Origin of the sequence: Dyella sp. LX-66 (assembly GCF_018599165.1) — a bacterium.
Taxonomy (GTDB): domain Bacteria; phylum Pseudomonadota; class Gammaproteobacteria; order Xanthomonadales; family Rhodanobacteraceae; genus Dyella_D; species Dyella_D marensis.
The window spans coordinates 86,268-101,734 of record NZ_JAHFVJ010000010.1 but is presented as its reverse complement, the minus strand read 5'-3'; the positions used below and the strand labels follow the sequence as shown (position 1 = coordinate 101,734).

14 protein-coding genes are annotated in these 15,467 nt (G+C 68.2%); 3 read left to right on the top strand and 11 right to left on the bottom strand.

Going from position 1 to position 15,467, the window contains the following annotated elements; translation table 11 throughout:
- Window positions 1-222: 222 nt before the first annotated feature.
- Together KK141_RS17770 and KK141_RS17765 are read right to left on the bottom strand one after the other, a co-directional pair.
- Window positions 223-2,718, bottom strand: coding sequence for a glycoside hydrolase family 3 protein (locus KK141_RS17770; protein ID WP_214571059.1), 2,496 nt, complete (start codon window positions 2,716-2,718; stop codon window positions 223-225).
- A 234-nt stretch (window positions 2,719-2,952) separates the two neighbouring features.
- Window positions 2,953-3,963 carry a LacI family DNA-binding transcriptional regulator gene (locus tag KK141_RS17765; RefSeq protein ID WP_214571060.1) on the bottom strand — a complete coding sequence of 337 codons (1,011 nt, stop codon included), beginning with the start codon at window positions 3,961-3,963 and terminating at the stop codon, window positions 2,953-2,955.
- Window positions 3,964-4,094: 131 nt separating this feature from the next.
- Between KK141_RS17765 and KK141_RS17760 the strand changes: the two genes are divergently transcribed.
- Window positions 4,095-4,958 carry a LysR family transcriptional regulator gene (locus KK141_RS17760; protein ID WP_214571061.1) on the top strand — a complete coding sequence of 288 codons (864 nt, stop codon included), beginning with the start codon at window positions 4,095-4,097 and terminating at the stop codon, window positions 4,956-4,958.
- Window positions 4,959-5,032: 74 nt separating this feature from the next.
- Here KK141_RS17760 and KK141_RS17755 read toward each other — a convergent pair whose 3' ends face one another.
- The gene (locus KK141_RS17755) at window positions 5,033-5,575 is read right to left on the bottom strand and encodes a lipocalin-like domain-containing protein (RefSeq protein WP_214571062.1); all 543 of its coding nucleotides are present in this window, start codon (window positions 5,573-5,575) and stop codon (window positions 5,033-5,035) included.
- Window positions 5,576-5,883: 308 nt separating this feature from the next.
- On the opposite strand from KK141_RS17755, the gene KK141_RS17750 reads away from it, so the two are divergent.
- The gene (locus KK141_RS17750; RefSeq protein WP_345777576.1) at window positions 5,884-6,786 is read left to right on the top strand and encodes a LysM domain-containing protein; all 903 of its coding nucleotides are present in this window, start codon (window positions 5,884-5,886) and stop codon (window positions 6,784-6,786) included.
- Window positions 6,787-6,793: 7 nt separating this feature from the next.
- Here KK141_RS17750 and KK141_RS17745 read toward each other — a convergent pair whose 3' ends face one another.
- From KK141_RS17745 to KK141_RS17720, 6 genes are all read right to left on the bottom strand, one after another.
- Entirely contained in the window at window positions 6,794-8,482 is a 1,689-nt protein-coding gene (locus tag KK141_RS17745; RefSeq protein WP_214571063.1) for a protein kinase, read from the bottom strand.
- Window positions 8,479-9,006: an FHA domain-containing protein gene (locus KK141_RS17740; RefSeq protein WP_214571064.1), complete on the bottom strand. Its 528-nt coding sequence runs from the start codon at window positions 9,004-9,006 to the stop codon at window positions 8,479-8,481. The genes KK141_RS17745 and KK141_RS17740 overlap by 4 nt, the downstream gene beginning before the upstream one ends.
- A 175-nt stretch (window positions 9,007-9,181) precedes the next feature.
- Complete coding sequence (locus KK141_RS17735) at window positions 9,182-9,499, bottom strand: hypothetical protein (RefSeq protein WP_214571065.1); 318 nt, start codon at window positions 9,497-9,499, stop codon at window positions 9,182-9,184.
- A complete protein-coding gene (locus KK141_RS17730) occupies window positions 9,496-10,878 on the bottom strand; it encodes an XVIPCD domain-containing protein (protein WP_214571066.1) in 1,383 nt (460 codons plus the stop codon). Before KK141_RS17730 ends, KK141_RS17735 begins: the two co-directional genes overlap by 4 nt.
- A 36-nt stretch (window positions 10,879-10,914) precedes the next feature.
- Entirely contained in the window at window positions 10,915-11,658 is a 744-nt protein-coding gene (locus KK141_RS17725) for a hypothetical protein (RefSeq protein WP_214571067.1), read from the bottom strand.
- A gap of 149 nt (window positions 11,659-11,807) precedes the next feature.
- The gene (locus KK141_RS17720; protein ID WP_214571068.1) at window positions 11,808-12,656 is read right to left on the bottom strand and encodes an AraC family transcriptional regulator; all 849 of its coding nucleotides are present in this window, start codon (window positions 12,654-12,656) and stop codon (window positions 11,808-11,810) included.
- 137 nt (window positions 12,657-12,793) lie between these two features.
- Here KK141_RS17720 and KK141_RS17715 point away from each other — a divergent pair, with 137 nt between their 5' ends.
- A complete protein-coding gene (locus KK141_RS17715; RefSeq protein WP_214571069.1) occupies window positions 12,794-13,762 on the top strand; it encodes an alpha/beta fold hydrolase in 969 nt (322 codons plus the stop codon).
- 43 nt (window positions 13,763-13,805) lie between these two features.
- On the opposite strand, the gene KK141_RS17710 is transcribed toward KK141_RS17715, so the two are convergent.
- Entirely contained in the window at window positions 13,806-14,747 is a 942-nt protein-coding gene (locus KK141_RS17710) for a hypothetical protein (protein ID WP_214571070.1), read from the bottom strand.
- On the bottom strand, window positions 14,740-15,213 hold the full coding sequence (locus tag KK141_RS17705; RefSeq protein ID WP_214571071.1) for a hypothetical protein: 474 nt from the start codon (window positions 15,211-15,213) through the stop codon (window positions 14,740-14,742). The genes KK141_RS17710 and KK141_RS17705 overlap by 8 nt, the downstream gene beginning before the upstream one ends.
- Window positions 15,214-15,467: the final 254 nt, after the last annotated feature.

Sequence of the window (15,467 nt, the reverse complement as noted above, 5' to 3'; positions counted from 1 at the left end):
GCGGCGTGATGCTTGGATCTCAAAATGACAGCGCTGTCATTTGGCGATGATAGACCGCCTTTCCCGCGGAAGCTTGACGCGTGGCAGCACGCGTGAATTCCACGTCAAACCCTTGCTGTGACTGGCTTTGCGAGGGTCCGCCAGCAAGCGTGGCGGCACCCATGGTGCGCAGCGGGGAAGCGGCTTATGTCAGCGCCGGACTTCCCTGCCCTTCCCGGCGCCTTATCTGGCGCAATCGACGACCTGGTCGGCGTCAGTGCCCAACGCGACGCGCGCCAGCGCCACCGACGATCCCGCACCCGCGCCCCACACGAACGGCTGGTCGATGCGATGCATGTCGGCGCCCGCGGTGCGGAAGCATTTGAGCGGCACGCCGATGCGCGTCCACGTGCCGGTGGGCAAGGCCGCCAGCGTCGGACCCAGTGCCACGCGCCCCTTGCAGCCGGCGCCGCAGCCCATGCCGATCCATGCGTCCTTGCCCGGCAGCGCATCCACGCGCACCGTCGCCACCAGCAGCACGTCGCCATTGGTCTGGCGATCGAGATCGAACGGTGTGCGCGACTGGATGGTCAACTCGGCGCCGCTCTTCTTCCACTCGAAGCGGCGCGCGTCTTCCTGTGCCTTGTAGTCGAGCGCGCTCATGCGCAGGCTGCTGTCGCCGGTCACGGACTGCGAGGTGCTTACCACCGCCGCAACGCCATCGGCGCCGAGCAGGCGGAAGGTGTAGCCGCGCACGGACTTGCCGCGCTCCAGGTAATTACCGACCGGAATCTGCTCGCCGCTGATGCCCGAGGCTTCCGACAAGTCCGCGACGTTGGCATGGTCGGCGTAGCGCAGGCCATAGCCGAACGGAAAGCGCGATTCGCCCTGCCCGTGCACGCCGCTGCCCGGCCACGCATAAGCGAGCTTGCCGTGGAAGTCGTTGGCGATCTTGCCGTCGCGCTTGCGCAGCAGCACGTCGGCGACGCCACCGCCTTCGCTGCCCGGCAGCCACGCGGCGACGAAAGCGTCGGAGGCATTGATCTCGCGATTCACCCACAGCGGACGGCCGCTGAGGAACACCGCCACCACGGGAATGCCGTCGCCATGCAGGCGGCGCAGCAGTTCCAGATCGTGTTCGTCGCCGGGGCGATACAGCAGGTTCGGCAGGTCGCCCTGGAATTCCGCATAAGGGTCTTCGCCGAACACCACCACGGCGACATCCGGCTTGCTCGCGTAGCGGCCGTCGGCGGCGATTTCGGCCTGGCCGCCCGCCGCCTTGACCTGCTCGGCGATGCCGGCGCCGATCGACTGCGCGCCCGGGAAATCCTTGTTGCTCAGCCCCGTGCCTTGCCAGGTGAGCGTCCAGCCGCCGCTCTGGCGCGAGATATTGTCCGCCGCATCGCCGGCCACCAGGATGCGCTTGCGCGGATCCAGCGGCAGCAGGCCGTTGTTGTTCTTGAGCAGCACCAGCGACTCGCGCACGGCGCGGCGCGCCAGCGTGCGATGCGCGGGGCTGCCGATCACCTCGGAGGATTTCGCGGCCAGCGGCTGTGCGGAGGGCAGGCCGGCTTCGAACAGGCCGGCGCGGAACTTCACGCGCAGGATGCGCGCCACCGCATCGTCCAGCCGCGCCGCAGAGATCGCACCCGATTTCGCCTCCGCCAGCGTGTGCTCGTACAGGCCGCGCCAGCTGTCCGGCGCCATCAGCATGTCCGCGCCCGCATCGATCGAAGCGGGGCAGTCGACATTGCTGCAGCCCGGCACCTGGCCATGCCCGTTCCAGTCGCCGACCACGAAGCCCTGGAAATCCATGCGGCCCTTGAGCACGCCGGTGAGCAAAGCCTTGTTGCCGTGCATCTTCTGGCCGTTCCAGCTGGAGAACGAGGCCATCACGGTCTGCACGCCGGCATCGATCGCGGGTGGATAACCGGCGGCGTGCACTTCGCGCAGTTCGGCTTCGCTGACCTGCGCGTCGCCCTGGTCCTTGCCGTCCTTGGTGCCGCCGTCGGCGAGGAAGTGCTTGGCGGAGGCGACCACGTGCGAGGCGTCGAGGAAATGCGGCGTGCCGGCCTTGCCTTGCAGGCCTTCGATCATCGCGGCGGCGTATTGCGCCACGACTTTCGGGTCCTGCGCATAGCCTTCGTAGGCGCGGCCCCAGCGCAGGTCCTGCGGCACGGCGAGGGTGGGCGCGAAGGTCCAGTTGATGCCGGTGGCGCGCACTTCGGCCGCGGTGGCCGCGCCGATGTCGCGGATCAGCTGCGGATCGCGCGTGGCGCCCAGCGCGGAGTTCTGCGGGAACAGCGTGGCGCCCACGGTGTTGTTGTGGCCGTGCACGGCGTCGATGCCGATCAGCAGCGGGATGGCCTGGCGGCCGTCGCTGGTGTCCATCGCGGCGCGGTAGAACGCGTCGGCCAGCGCCTTCCACTGTGCCGCGGTGGCGGTGGTCTTTCCTTCCGGCTTGGAATTGCCGCCGGCGAGGATCGAACCCAGGCGATACTTGCGCAGGTCATCCGGCGTGATGGCGGAGATGTCGGCCTGGATCAGCTGGCCGACTTTTTCTTCCACGCTCATTTTCGCCATCAGCGCGGCGACGCGCTGTTCGAGCGCCGCATCGCGCGGCAGCGGCCAATGCGCCGCGGGCCATTGCTCGGGATGGACGGCCGTATCGGCGGCCGTCACGGCGCCGGGCGGCAGGCAGGTGAGGGCGAGGCCCCAAGCGATCGGTGCAATACGCATACGACGAACGGACGCCAGCACGCCTTTCTCCCTTCCACGATAAGAACCATCGGCGCTCACCTCGGAGCTGCCCCCAGTACCCTGAGCCTGCCAGAAATGACAGCGCTGTCAATTGGCGTTGCAGCACTTTGGGACCAAGCCGTAGGTTGGGGTGAGCCGCAGGCGAACCCCAACGGTGCAGCGCGTTTGGACGTTGCGATGTTGGGGTTCGCCTGCGGCCCACCCCAACCTACGTCAGGGCTTGGCGGTGGATTCGCGTATTTGCAGGGAATAGGGCACCTGCAACAGCAAGCCCGGACCGCGCCCACGCAGCTTGTCCATCAGCTGCAAGGTCGCCAGCTTCCCCATCTCCCGGCTCGGCTGCCGCACGGTGGTCAGCGGCGGCCACAGCTGCGTAGCCAGCGGGGTGTCGTCGAAACCGCAGACCGAGAGGTCCTTCGGCACCTTCAGCCCGCGCTCGTTCGCCGCCCACATCACGCCGGCCGCCATGTCGTCATTGGCCGCGAAGATCGCCGTCGGCCGCCTGGCCAGCTCGAACAGGCCGCGCGCGGCGATGACGCCGGAGCCGAAGGTGAATTCCCCTTGCACCACCAGCGCCGGATCGAACGGCAGGCCGGCCGCGGCCAGCGCGTCCTTGTAGCCCTGCAGGCGCCAGCGGCTGGCGCCGTGGTTGGCGATGCCCACGATATGGCCGATGCGCTTGTGGCCCAGCTCGAGCAGATGTTCCACCACCGCCTTCGCCGCCTGCTGCTCGTCCATGCACACGCCGATGGCCGCTTCGCGATGCAGCGGCGAGATGCTGGCGCAGGGCACGCCGTGCTCCTGCAAACGGCGCAGCAGGGGCGCGTGGTCGGTGAGCGGCGGCGTCATGATCACGCCGTCGATATGGTGGTCGGCCACCAGCGCGTCGATGCGGCGGATCGGATCGTGCCCGCGCAGGCGCAGCGGGCTGACCATCATGCTGTAGCGGTGCGCATCGCAGGCATCGAGCACGCCGTCCTGGATCTCGGCCAGGTAGGTGGACGCGGGGTTCTCGTTGTTGTCGTACAGCATCGCGATCAGGAACGAACGGCTGCCCGCCAGGCCGCGCGCGGCGGGGCTGGGCCGGTAGTTCATCTGCTCCATCGCGGCCAGCACTTTCTTGCGCGTGGATTCCTTGACCGACGGCTCCTCGTTCAGCACGCGGGACACCGTCTTGGGCGACACGCCCGTTGCGCGCGCTACGTCTTCCAGGCGGACCCGCATGCCATTCCCCACGTCGACTGCCGCGGGGGACTATGCCTGCCGCGCCGGACGCTTTACAAGAAGGCGCCCGGCGCGCACGGAACCGCCGCGCCGCCCCGCAGTCACACGGACCGTCCACCGGAAGCGCCTCGATGAAGTCCTCCACCAAAGCCCTGGACCTGGATGCCGTGAAGGCCTTCGTCTTCATCGCCGACCTGCAGAGTTTCACCCGCGCCGCGCAGACGCTCGCCACCACGCAATCGGCGCTCAGCCTGAAGCTGCGGCGGCTGGAAGAACAGCTGGGCCGGCGCCTGCTGGAACGCACGCCGCGCCAGGTGCGGCTGTCGGCGGAAGGCTCGCTGTTCCTGGAAGCGGCGCGCGAGCTGGTGGGGGCGCATGAGCGTGCGGTGTCGTCGTTCCATGTCGAGCGGCGCCGCCTGACCGTGGGCATCAGCCAGCTGATCGTCGGCAGCGAACTGCCGGCCCTGCTGCGCCATATGAACGAGCACGACGCACAGTTGCTGCTGGAACTGCGCGTGGGCGGTTCGCGCGAACTGCTGCAGGCCTACGAGGAGGGCGCGCTGGACGCGATCCTGGTGATGCAGCCGGAAAGCCGCCGACAGGAGGGCGAGGTGATCTACGCGGAGCAGTTCGCCTGGATCGCCGCGGCGCATTGGCGGCTGCGCCCGGGCGAGCCGCTGCCGCTGTCGACGCAGGGCGAGTCGTGCAGCATCCGCGCGGCGGCGGTGCGCGCGCTGGACCAGGCCGGCATCGCCTGGACCGAAGTCTTCATCGGCAAGGGCGCGGCAGTGCTGGGCGCGGCCGCCGCGGCTGGACTTGCCGTGGCCGTGCTCGCCCGGCGCGCGGCGCCGGGCGGCACGGTCGATATCGGACCGGCCCTGTCGCTGCCGGAGCTGCCGCGGCAGGACGTGGTGCTGTACACGGGGCTCAACGATCCGCGCTCGCGGCAGGCGCTGCGGACCTTGGCGGAGGCGTTCAAGCACCTGGCGGCGTAGGTTGGGGTGAGCACAGCGAACCCCAACGCTGCGGCCACGTTGGGGTTCGCCATCGGCTCACCCCAACCTACCCATCAGTCGACCTTCTGCCAGACGACTTCGCCATGCGCACCCTCTGACGAACCGCTGGAAGGCTTGGCCACGATATAGGTCAGCTGATTGCCGTCGCGGGTAAAGCCGGTGCTGCCGCCGCGGCCGTTCCAGTTCGGGAAGGTGGCCTGCGCGATATGCGAGGTGAGCTTGTCGCCCTGCAGGCCGACGGTGCCGTAGTGCGCATTGATGTCCAGCGACGCGGCGCGGTATTCCTCCGGCGTGCCCTTGGCCTTGTCGCCCGCGGCGAACGGCGTGCGCGTGGCGCGCGCGATCACCATGGCGTAATGGCCGTGCGCGTCGATCATCCACTGGCCCTGCGGATCGTGCCCGTACAGCTCGACGCGGCGGCCGTCCGGATAGACGTTGTCGCAGCGGACCAGGGTCCAGGTGCCGACCAGCCAGGCCGGCACCGGCATGGCGGCCATGTCCATGGCGGGCTTGGCGGCGGCGCTGTCCAGCGGCGCGGCAACGGCGGCCTGGGCGAAGGAAGCGGACAGCGCCACGAGCAGGGCGCCCGAAAGCATGAGAGTGCGATGGCGAAGCATGGGGATCCTCGATGAGTGGTGGTGCAAGCGCAGGCTAGGCCCGCGCCGCCTCGTCCAACAGCCGGCCGGGGCGTATTTCAGCGATGGCGAATCGACATGACTGGCTTGGTCATTCGGGGCCATGCAGGCTTGGCCCTCTCGCGCGCCGGCCGTGTCGGCGCTAATGTCGCTTCGCTCTTCCGCGCGCGAATGCGGGAAGAACGCGGCAGGGCGGGCGATCCCGGAAGATCGCCGCTTCGGGGCGGCGCCGACCAAGGCGGCGCCGGACGATACAGGGGAAGACGGTGGTGGTTTCGTTGTATGGCAGGCGCCTGGCGCTGATGGTGTCCGTGCTGGCGCTGGCCGGCTGCGCGCAGGTCAGCGTGGTCCGCTCCGAAGTGGACAAGGCCCTGGGCAACCCGCCCGCGCCGAGAACGGCGCCGGCCGCGAATGCCGATGTGCGCGACGCGGACCTGATGCCGCCGGCCACCGTGGTCAACACCTATCTGCAATACGGCCGCTACGCCGACGGCGAACGCCGCCTGCGCCAGTACCTGGCGCGCTACCCCGGCGACCGCGCCGCGCAGGGCCTGCTGCGCCAGCTCACCGCCGATCCGCGCGAAGCGCTGGGCGCGGCCTCGCGCAACTACGTGGTGCAGCCGGGCGATTCGTACAGCACGCTGGCCTCGCGTTTCCTGGGCGACGCCAGCCGGTTTCTGATCCTGGCCCGCTACAACGGCTCGGACGACCCGTCCGCGCTGCACGTGGGCGACACCGTGCGCCTGCCGACCGCGCCGTCGCGCGCACCGGCAGCGGACACCCTGGTGGTGCGCGCCACGGCGGACGATCTGCTGGCAACGCCCACGGCGCCCGCGGGCAATCCCGCGCCGGCGGCCACACCCGCCGACGCCCAGCGCCTGCAGGCCGAAAGCACCGCGCTGCTGCGCCAGGGCCGCAAGACCGACGCGCTGGCGCGGCTGGACCAGGCGCTCAAGCTCGATCCGCACCTGAAGCCGGCCGGCGACCAGATGCTGCGCGACCAGTTGCTGTCCACCTACCACGAGCGCGCGGTGCTGCTGTACCGCGACCAGAAGCTGGACCAGGCGATCGCGCTGTGGGACCACGTGCTGGATATCGACCCCAGCTACGAGCGGGCGGTGATCTATCGCGCCCGCGCGGTGGAATTGAAGCAGCGCCTGAAGCAGCTCTGAGGCGGGTTCAGCCCAGCGCCTGGCGGTCTTCGTCGTCGGTCTGCAGCACCAGGGTGGGCTGCGCGGCCGCATCGGCGGCGGCACCCGGGGCGGAAGGCGTCTCGCCCGGCTGGCGTGCCTGCAGCGAGCTGTTCATCAGGTTGAAGGTGGCGAACAGCCGGCCCAGTTCGTCGCGCCGCGCCAGGCGGATGCGGTAGCCGTATTCGCCGCGCGCCACGCGCAGCATGGCTTCGCCCAGCATGCCCAGCAGCGCCAGCGGGCGGCGGAACAGTGCATAGGCCGCACCCACCATCGCCGCCAGGGTCACCACCAGCACCGCGGCGATCACCCAGAAGGTGGTGCGCTGCGCGGCCGCCAGCGGCGCCGTGCTCACGCCCAGGCGCAGCATGCCGACGCCCTTGTCCTGGTAGCGGATCGGCACGTCGAACAGCAGCATCGAAGCTTCGCCCGCGCTGCCCATGCGGCTCTGGTAGCTGGTCACGCCGTCGTCCAGCACGCGGCGCGACAGCGGGGCGGGCGCCAGCGCGCCGCCCAGTTCCACCGGCGCGGTGCTGGCCACCACGTTGCCGTCGCGGTTGGCGATGGCCAGGTAATGGATCTGCTGGTTGCGCGCCACGTCCTGCACCAGCGCGCGGGTGGCCGCGTCGTCGTGCAGCAGCAGGTTTTCCGCCGCTTCGCCGGCGACCACGCGGCCGAGCGAGCCGCCGAAATCCGTGGCCAGCCCGTTCACCGCGGTGTTCTGCTTGGCATAGATGGCCGCCAGGCCAGCCAGCAGCACCACGCACAGGATCGCGGCCAGAGCGCCGATCCAGCGCGTGCGCAGCGAGATGATGCGCGAGGCCAGCGGCGATTCGTGCGCGCGCTCGTACTCCTTGCGCGCCAGGCGCAGGTCGTCGATCACCTCGGCGCCGCGCTGGTAGCGCGTGGACGGGGTGGGCGAGAGCAGGGTGTTGACGACGCCGATCAGCATGGCCGGCGTGGCCGGGTCGATCGGGTCGATGACCGGGCGCGGCAGGCGCTGGCGTTCGCGCAGCAGGCGCGGCAGGTCGGGCATGTCCGGCCAGGGCAGCTTGCCGGTGATCAGCCAGTACAGCACCACGCCCAGCGAGAACAGGTCGCTGCGCGCATCGGACGCTTCGCCGCGCAGGCGTTCCGGCGCCATGTAGGCGGGCGTGCCGCCGACGATGCGGCCGTCGCCGGCGCCTTCGGCGCGCCGCTCCGCGATGCCGAAATCGCTGAGCTTGGCGTAGTGCCAGTCGTCGACCAGCATGATGTTTTCGGGCTTCACGTCGTGGTGCAGCACGCCCTGGCCGTGCGCGTAGTCCAGCGCGGCGGCCATCTGCGTGGCCAGCTCGATCACCACCGACAGCGGCGGCAGGCCTTCGCGCGCCACGCGGCTGGCCAGGGACTCGCCCGGCAGCCGCTCCATCGCGATATAGGCGCGGCCGTCCTCGGTGCGCCCGGTATCGAAGATGGTGACGATATTGGGATGGACCAGCTGGCCGGCGGCGCGCGCCTCGGCCAGCAGGCGTTCTTCCAGGCCGCGCGCGGCGGCGCGGCGGTGCAGGCATTTGATCGCCACGGGGCGGTCGATGCCGGGGTCGAAGCCGGCATACACCATGGCCATGGCGCCGGCGCCGAGCACGCCGTCGATGCGGTAGCGGCCGATCATCCGCGGTGCGGCGACGGCATTCATACGCGGGTGGTCAGCCACCAGGTGAGCGCCGCGGCGCCGGCCAGCGCCACCACCACGGCGGCGATCAGCCAGCCGGTGACGGCGCGCATGCGCCCGCCCGGTTCGCGGGTGAGGAACACGAACTCCGCCTGGCCGAAGCGCACGCGATCGCCATGGCGCAGCGGCGCCTCGTGCACGCGCTGGCCGTTGACGAAGGTGCCGTTGGTCGACAGCGTGTTCATGACCACGTAGTGGCCTTGCTGATTCATGATCCAGGCGTGGGTGGACGACACGCTGAGGTCGTCGATCACCACGTCGTTATGGCCGCCGCGGCCCACCGTCTGGCGCCCCGCATGCAGGGCGAAACGGCGGCCTTCGAAGCCTTCGGAAGCGCCTTCCAGCACCGGCGACTGCGCGCTGGCGCGGCCGTCGGTATCGGGTTCGGCCTGGGCAGCCAGCCGCTTCAGCTCCTCGGCCGAAAACAGCCGCGTGCCTTGCGGGCCGGCGGAACGGCGGGGCGGAGGAGTGGCTCGATGGGTTTCCATGACGCGTATTCGCTGCGGATCAGCCCGACACTGTAGCCAACATATGTCGGCCATGGCGATCAAAGCTTGACCGGGCGCACAACGATGTAGGTTGGGGTGAGCCATCGGCGAACCCCAACATCGCCACGCTGGGGCCATTCGCATCGTTGGGGTTCGCCTGCGGGCTCACCCCAACCTACGGTTGTGTCGATTTTTCGAGCGGCTGGCAGCTCTGCGGCAGGGCTTCGCGCACCACCGGGTTGTCGCAGTGGTAGTCGGTGCGCGGCGGCGGGCAGACGCCCTGGTGCTCGCGGCGATAGCTATCGCTGGAACAGTCGGGCTTTTCCGCCTCCGCCGAACCGGGCGCCAGGGACCAACCGGTCGGGCCATCCGGCAAGCGCTCGGCGGCCGCGACATTCGGGTTGTGGATGGAATGGCAGGCACCCAGCGCCAGGCATGCCGCGGACAGCGCAAGGGAGCGGCCGATGCCGCTCCCTCCGGACCGCCGGCTCATCGCGAGTGCGAGCCCTGCGTCTGCTGTTGCTGCTGCTGTTGCTGCTGGTTCTTGGCCTGCTCCTGGCCCGGCGCGCTCTGTAACTGCGCGCTGGAGGCGCTGCTCTGCGCCAGCGGCGTGCTGATCGCCTGGCCCACGTTCACCTCCGCGTGCTGCTTGAACGGCGAGCGCAGGTCGCCCTGCACGGCCCAGGCGCGCGAGCCGTCGTCGTTGAGCACCACGTGATTGATCTCCTTCAGGCCCTGGCGCTGGGCCTCGACGGCCAGCGAGCCGGCGAAGTTCTCGCGCTGCGCGCTGGAGGCGCCGCCGCCCAGCTTCTGCACGCCGTCCAGCGCCTGGTTGTAGAGCGCGTTCTGCGGGTGCCCGGGCTGGTTGAGCAGGGGCTTGGCGGCCTGCTCTTGCGCATGCAGCTTGGTCTGCGTCTGCAGCTGCTTCTGGGTGAGCGGGCCGGCTTCGCCGTCGCGCTTGAGGTGATGGTCGTGCTGGAACGCTTCCACCGCGCCCTTGGTGCCGGGGCCGTAGTGGCCGTCCACGCGCAGCGGCTTGCCGTCGGCGCCCTTGTAGCCCAGGTCGTGCAGTTGCTTCTGGAGCGCGCTGACGTCTTGGCCCTTGTCGCCGTCCTTGAGCACCGTGTGGCCGGCCGGGGCCGCGTGCCTGGGCGGCTGCGCCTCGGACCTGGCGGGCGGCACCGGGACTGGAGCGGCCGGCGCATTGGCCGACTTGGCCGGCACGCCCTTTTCCAGCTCCTGCGCGTACTTGGCGTACTTGTCCATCTGCTGGCCCATGCCCTTGTAGGCGTCGGCCACCGTCATGCTGCCGTCGCCGTACAGGCCCGGGTTGCGCTCGATCACCTTGTGCGAGAGCACGTGGTCCACGCGCTGGTTCGGGTCGGCTTTGAGCGCCTCCAGGAACTTGGTGCCGCCGCCCTGGCCGAGGTTATGCAGCGCATAGACGTTGGCGTCCGCGTCCGGGCCGCCCAGCTTGGCGCCGAGCTGCATGTTCTGCTTGGTGAATTCCGCCAGCATGCCGGCCTGCAGCTTGGAGTTGTTGCGCATCTCCGGCGAATTGATCTGGTCGGCGGTGAGCTTGTCGGCGTTGGGCACGCCGTACTTCTCGCCGTACTTGTGCACCATGCCGACCCAGGTGTCGTCCAGGAACTGGCCGTAACCATAGGCCGAGGACATCGCCTTGGTGCCGTCGAACTGCGTCACCGTGTTCAGTTCCGCGTGCTTGGCGCCGGCGATGGGGCGCGCATGCGGGTTGTAGCCGGATTCGAAGCCGGCGATCTTGGCCATCAGGCCCGGCTCGATGCCGGCCTTGGCGGCGGCATCGGCGAGGTCCTGCTTGTTCGCTTCCCAACGTTCGTCGATCTTGGACATGTTCGTTTCCTCCGTGAATAAGGGTGCCCGGGCGGCTTACTTGGCCGCGGGCAGCTGGTACGCGTATTTCTTCGGATCGAAATTCACCGTGACGTCCTCGACCTTGGCCTTCGCCCGGGTCTTGGTCACGGTCAGCGGGAACAGGCCCGGGCCGGCGCGCTCGGCGACCTTCAGCTCGTAGGTCGTGTCCTGCTCATTGGCCTTGGTCTGGGGGATGCGGCTGACGTCGACGAAGCCGCCCTGGCGCGGCATGACGATGCTGTAGTCCGCCACCACCTTGCCCTGGATGGCGCTGCCGCTGACGAACAGCCAGCCGTAGTCGCCCTGGTTGCTCAGCTTGACCAGGCCGGCCTTGTTGCAGCCGCAGTAGCCGTTGCTGCCGAATTCCATGGCGCTGTCCATGGCCACGAAGGTCCACTCGCCCTTGGCGTCGATGCTGACCTGGAACGCGCCCAGCAGGCCGGGATCGGTCTGGCCGTAGCTGTAGCGGTTGTCGTCGTGGATGTCGTACGCATTGGCGGCGTAGACGAACAGCTGCTTGCCCTTGGCCGTGTCGACCAGCTCGGGCTTGCCCGGCTGCATGCAATAGGTGAGGTCGTCGCCCTGCTCGGTGGTGTGGGTAAAGGTCCAGCAGGCGTGCTTGGCGTCGTACTGCTTGCCGTACTGGTCCTGCATCACCGCCTTGACGATGGCGTTGAGGTCCGGCGCGGGGGCGGCACAGGCGGTCTGGCTCAGCAGCAGCACGGACAGGGCGAGTCCTGCCCCGGTGATCTTGTACATCTGACGTCTCCTTCGCATCACGGTCGGCTTCCTGCGAAATCACAGTAGCGGCGGGACTTTAGCCGCTTTGTGCGGGAGCCGGGTGTAAATGCGGTTAACGGTAACGCGAGGATGTGAACCGCTTCATGCCACGGGCAAATTCGGATAATTCAACGCTCGCCTGGCACGATCTGCGAAGGACTCACCCCCAGCACCCGCCGCACGCAGCGCGCCATGTGGCCCGCATGCGCAAAGCCCGCTTCGGCCGCGATCGCCGTGAGACTCAGCCGGCCCTCCATCAAGCGCAGCCGCGCGCGCTCGACACGCCGCTCCATCACGAAGCGGTGCGCCGGCAGCCCCGTGGCCTGGCGGAACAGCGGCTTGAAGTGGGACAGGCTGTAACCGGCCACGGCGGCCAGTTCCGGCAGGGTGAGGTCTTCATCGAGATGGGCCTCGATGTATTCGACGACGCGGTGCAGGCGCCAGGCGGGCAGGGCGCGCGTCTGGGCCGGGGCTTCCCGGCGCGCCTGCAGCACCAGCAGGCGCGCGGCCAAAGCAGAGGCGAGGCTGTCGGCGAACAGGCGCCCGCCGGGGTGCGCGTCGCGTTCCTCGGCCTGCATCATCCAGCCGATGCGTTCGACCTGGGGGTCGCGGATATGGATGGAAGGCGCGAGGGCGGCGTCATAGGCGCCGGTGCCCATCGCTTCGGCCGTTTCCCGCAGCAATTGGGGTGACAAGCGCAGCAGCAGCGACGTGGCCGGCGCGGTCAGCGTCCAGCGCGTGCTGGAGCCGGCGGGGACGACGCAGAACTGCCCGTGGAGACGGGTGCCTTCGCGTTCCACGCGGCCGGCGCGGTACGACACCGGCACCGGTACGCCCAGGTGCAGGCACAGCACGTGGCGATGGTCGACCGGCGAATCGAAACGCCCCGACGGTACCGGCGAGGTGAGCACATCCAGCAGCGGCAACGGCCCCGCGGCGGCGGAAGGGACGGGGTAGCAGTCGGGGCGGCCGGTCATGCCCGCCATCGTTCGACGATCCCGGCCGACCGGCATGTGCCGGAAATCATCCATCCGTGCACGGCGCCGGCCATTCGTGCCGGTGCACCTCACGCGCAGGCGCCAGCATGGCTGCCGTCCCCCGCCGGAGTCCGACCATGCAGCGCCGCCAGTTCCTGCAGTACAGCCTCGCCACCCTGGCCGCCAGTGCCATGGTTGGATCGATCGTCCCGGTGCATGCACGCGGATTGCCCAACGAAAGCAGCACCGACGCCGCAGCCTTCCGCGCCATGCGCCGCTACGCCGAACTGCCGTTCGGCCGCATCGCCTACGCCGACCGCGGCCGCGGCAAGGCCGCCCTGTTCCTGCACGGCGCTCCGCTCAACAGCTACCAGTGGCGCGGCGCGATCGACCGCCTCGCCGCCCATCGCCGCTGCATCGCTCCGGATCTCATGGGCCTGGGCTATTCGGAAGTCCCGGAAAACCAGGCGCTCGCCGCCGCCGACCAGGTGGCCATGCTTGCCGCGCTGCTGGACAAGCTCTCCATCCACGACGTCGACATCGTCGCCAGCGACTGCGGCACCGCTATCGCCCAGCTCTTCCTCGTCCGCTACCCCGAGCGCGTGCGCACCCTGCTGCTCACCAACGGCGACGTGGAAATCGACAGCCCGCCGGCGAAGGTGCAACCCGTCATCGACATGGCACGCAAGGGCACGCTCGCCGACGCCACCGCCCAATGGCTAACGGATCGCGCTCTTGCCCGCGCCACCTTCGGCGCCGGCGTATTCCACGACCCGAGCCGCTTCGCGGACGACACGATCGACTACTACGTGACGCCGCTGGTGAGCACGCCGCTGCGGAGAAAGCAGTACCACGCGTTCCACCTGGCGCTGGAGCCGAATCCGCTGGCGGGGATCGAGGCGAAGCTCAAGCGCAGCCAGGTGCCGGTGCGGATGGTGTGGGGGGCGAGCGACGATATTTTTGCGATGGGGGATGCGGAGTATCTGGAGCGGATGTTTCCGCGGTCGCGTGGGATACGGCGGGTGGCGGAAGGGAAGTTGTTCTTTCAGGAGGAGTATCCGGAGGTCATTGCGGCAGAAGCCATGCACCTCTGGGGTTTGGCCTGATAGCGCGAACTCCGCCCAAGCAACCCGGGAAACTCAGCAAAGCTCAATCGCTCCTGCTGCGATCATCGATCGCGATCAACGTGTGGTAACGACGAATCAACGAGCCATTCGCAACCGTTCTTACCTGAAACTTGGCTCGTATCGGCGTAAAGAGCAATTTGTCGAGCTCATGCTCCATGCCGGCCTTTTCGAGCAGGCGCGCAGGCCCTGGGTCCATCCTTCCTGTCAATTTTTCACCCGCCGCTGGGGCGAATTCGAATGACTTGCTGGTAAAGCCAACGATCTGACCTTCGATCCACCCCGTCTGCTCCTGGGCTATTCGCGTCAGATCGGCCCTGGATCGCGCCCTGCTTATTTCAGCGCGCGATACCTCCCGGTCTCGACTGCCTTCCACGATCCTGAAGGTCGCCCCGCCTTCATCCAGCACAGAAAAGAACTCTTTAAGACAAGCGACCACGCGATCATCGAACTGCTCGATCGTATCGACCCACTCGTCTCCGTCTCCTCCCAGCCTGGAGATGGCATCGGAGATCTGCTCTATGGCGACCGCCAGCTCAGTCTCAACCATCTGACTTTGCTCCGGTGCCTCCTCAAGTACAAAACCCACAGAGCCCCGCGTCACATCGGTAATCATCAGTCGCGCCTCGCCTTGCACCGGAACGGGACCCCGCGAGCCAAGATCGCCGGCTTCCATACGCGCGAACTGACGCGATACGAGCTTCTGGAAGCTGTCCATGGCCTTGCTGGCGAATTCTGCATCCACGCCGCGTGAACCGATGACAGGCCGGCCACCAAAGAAGACTGCAACTTTCGCCAGCTTATCCGTGGCCCCTGCCAGCTCCGCGAGCTCCTGCTCCAGGGCATCGATCTTCTTCTGGAACTGCAATATCCCGACCGGGTCGCCAGCCTTCTCCGCGCCCGCCAGCATGGAGCGGGCCGCGCCAAGATCGGCCCGCAAGCCTTGAAGCCTCAGCTGCTTAATCATGGCCAGCCTCCGCGGTTTCGACCGACAGATCCTTTCCCAAGTCGATCTGAAGCAGACCTTTCCACAGGAATGTTTCTCGCTGATGCGAAAAGAGCCCTGACCAATACGCTGTTTGCATCACCAGCCAGTTTGGAGCTACGCCGAGATCCACAAAATACGCATCGCACTTGTAGATGCGCTTGCTTTCCTCCGGATCGAAGAGATCCGTACGCTCATTGACTAGAGCGACCCATGCATCGATGTCCATATCCTTCGGTCGCCAACAGAAAGTGACGACGTCAACGTCCTCCGGTGGCCGCAGACGGGTGAGCTCGGCGGCCTCTACAAAACTTCCATCGATCCATTGGAACCCCGCGACGAGTCCCACGATGCGCAAAGCCGAACGATACCGGAGCAGTCCTTCGAATATCTTCTGCCTCTCATCGCTCGTCACGCATTGACGACTGATGGTGGCGAGATCAGTCACGTAAGGCGACCTGCCGTCCGTGCGGTGTGCCTCCCCCACAAAGGGCGGAAGAACGCCGGAATGATTGAAAGATGGGATCACCTGCTTCCCCTTGGCCTGCCTTGGCCCCTCTTGCCGCCACATTGCCCCGGCTCACCGGTGCCCGACAAGGCTTTGCGCTCAGATTCAGATTCTTACGCATGTCGATTCCTCCGCCCATCGTTCGTCGCCTGGATGGAACGCAGCCTCGACAGGTTGCGCCGCCACTATTCCAA

What these genes read in the sequence shown, in the direction of transcription:
- KK141_RS17715 (WP_214571069.1), top strand. Translation starts at nt 12,794, where the DNA reads ATGCAGCGCCGCCAGTTCCTGCAGTACAGCCTCGCCACCCTGGCCGCC.
- KK141_RS17765 (WP_214571060.1), bottom strand. Translation starts at nt 3,963, where the DNA reads ATGCGGGTCCGCCTGGAAGACGTAGCGCGCGCAACGGGCGTGTCGCCC.
- KK141_RS17745 (WP_214571063.1), bottom strand. Translation starts at nt 8,482, where the DNA reads ATGAATGCCGTCGCCGCACCGCGGATGATCGGCCGCTACCGCATCGAC.
- KK141_RS17770 (WP_214571059.1), bottom strand. Translation starts at nt 2,718, where the DNA reads ATGCGTATTGCACCGATCGCTTGGGGCCTCGCCCTCACCTGCCTGCCG.
- KK141_RS17725 (WP_214571067.1), bottom strand. Translation starts at nt 11,658, where the DNA reads ATGTACAAGATCACCGGGGCAGGACTCGCCCTGTCCGTGCTGCTGCTG.
- KK141_RS17755 (WP_214571062.1), bottom strand. Translation starts at nt 5,575, where the DNA reads ATGCTTTCGGGCGCCCTGCTCGTGGCGCTGTCCGCTTCCTTCGCCCAG.
- KK141_RS17710 (WP_214571070.1), bottom strand. Translation starts at nt 14,747, where the DNA reads ATGATTAAGCAGCTGAGGCTTCAAGGCTTGCGGGCCGATCTTGGCGCG.
- KK141_RS17740 (WP_214571064.1), bottom strand. Translation starts at nt 9,006, where the DNA reads ATGGAAACCCATCGAGCCACTCCTCCGCCCCGCCGTTCCGCCGGCCCG.
- KK141_RS17720 (WP_214571068.1), bottom strand. Translation starts at nt 12,656, where the DNA reads ATGACCGGCCGCCCCGACTGCTACCCCGTCCCTTCCGCCGCCGCGGGG.
- KK141_RS17735 (WP_214571065.1), bottom strand. Translation starts at nt 9,499, where the DNA reads ATGAGCCGGCGGTCCGGAGGGAGCGGCATCGGCCGCTCCCTTGCGCTG.
- KK141_RS17760 (WP_214571061.1), top strand. Translation starts at nt 4,095, where the DNA reads ATGAAGTCCTCCACCAAAGCCCTGGACCTGGATGCCGTGAAGGCCTTC.
- KK141_RS17730 (WP_214571066.1), bottom strand. Translation starts at nt 10,878, where the DNA reads ATGTCCAAGATCGACGAACGTTGGGAAGCGAACAAGCAGGACCTCGCC.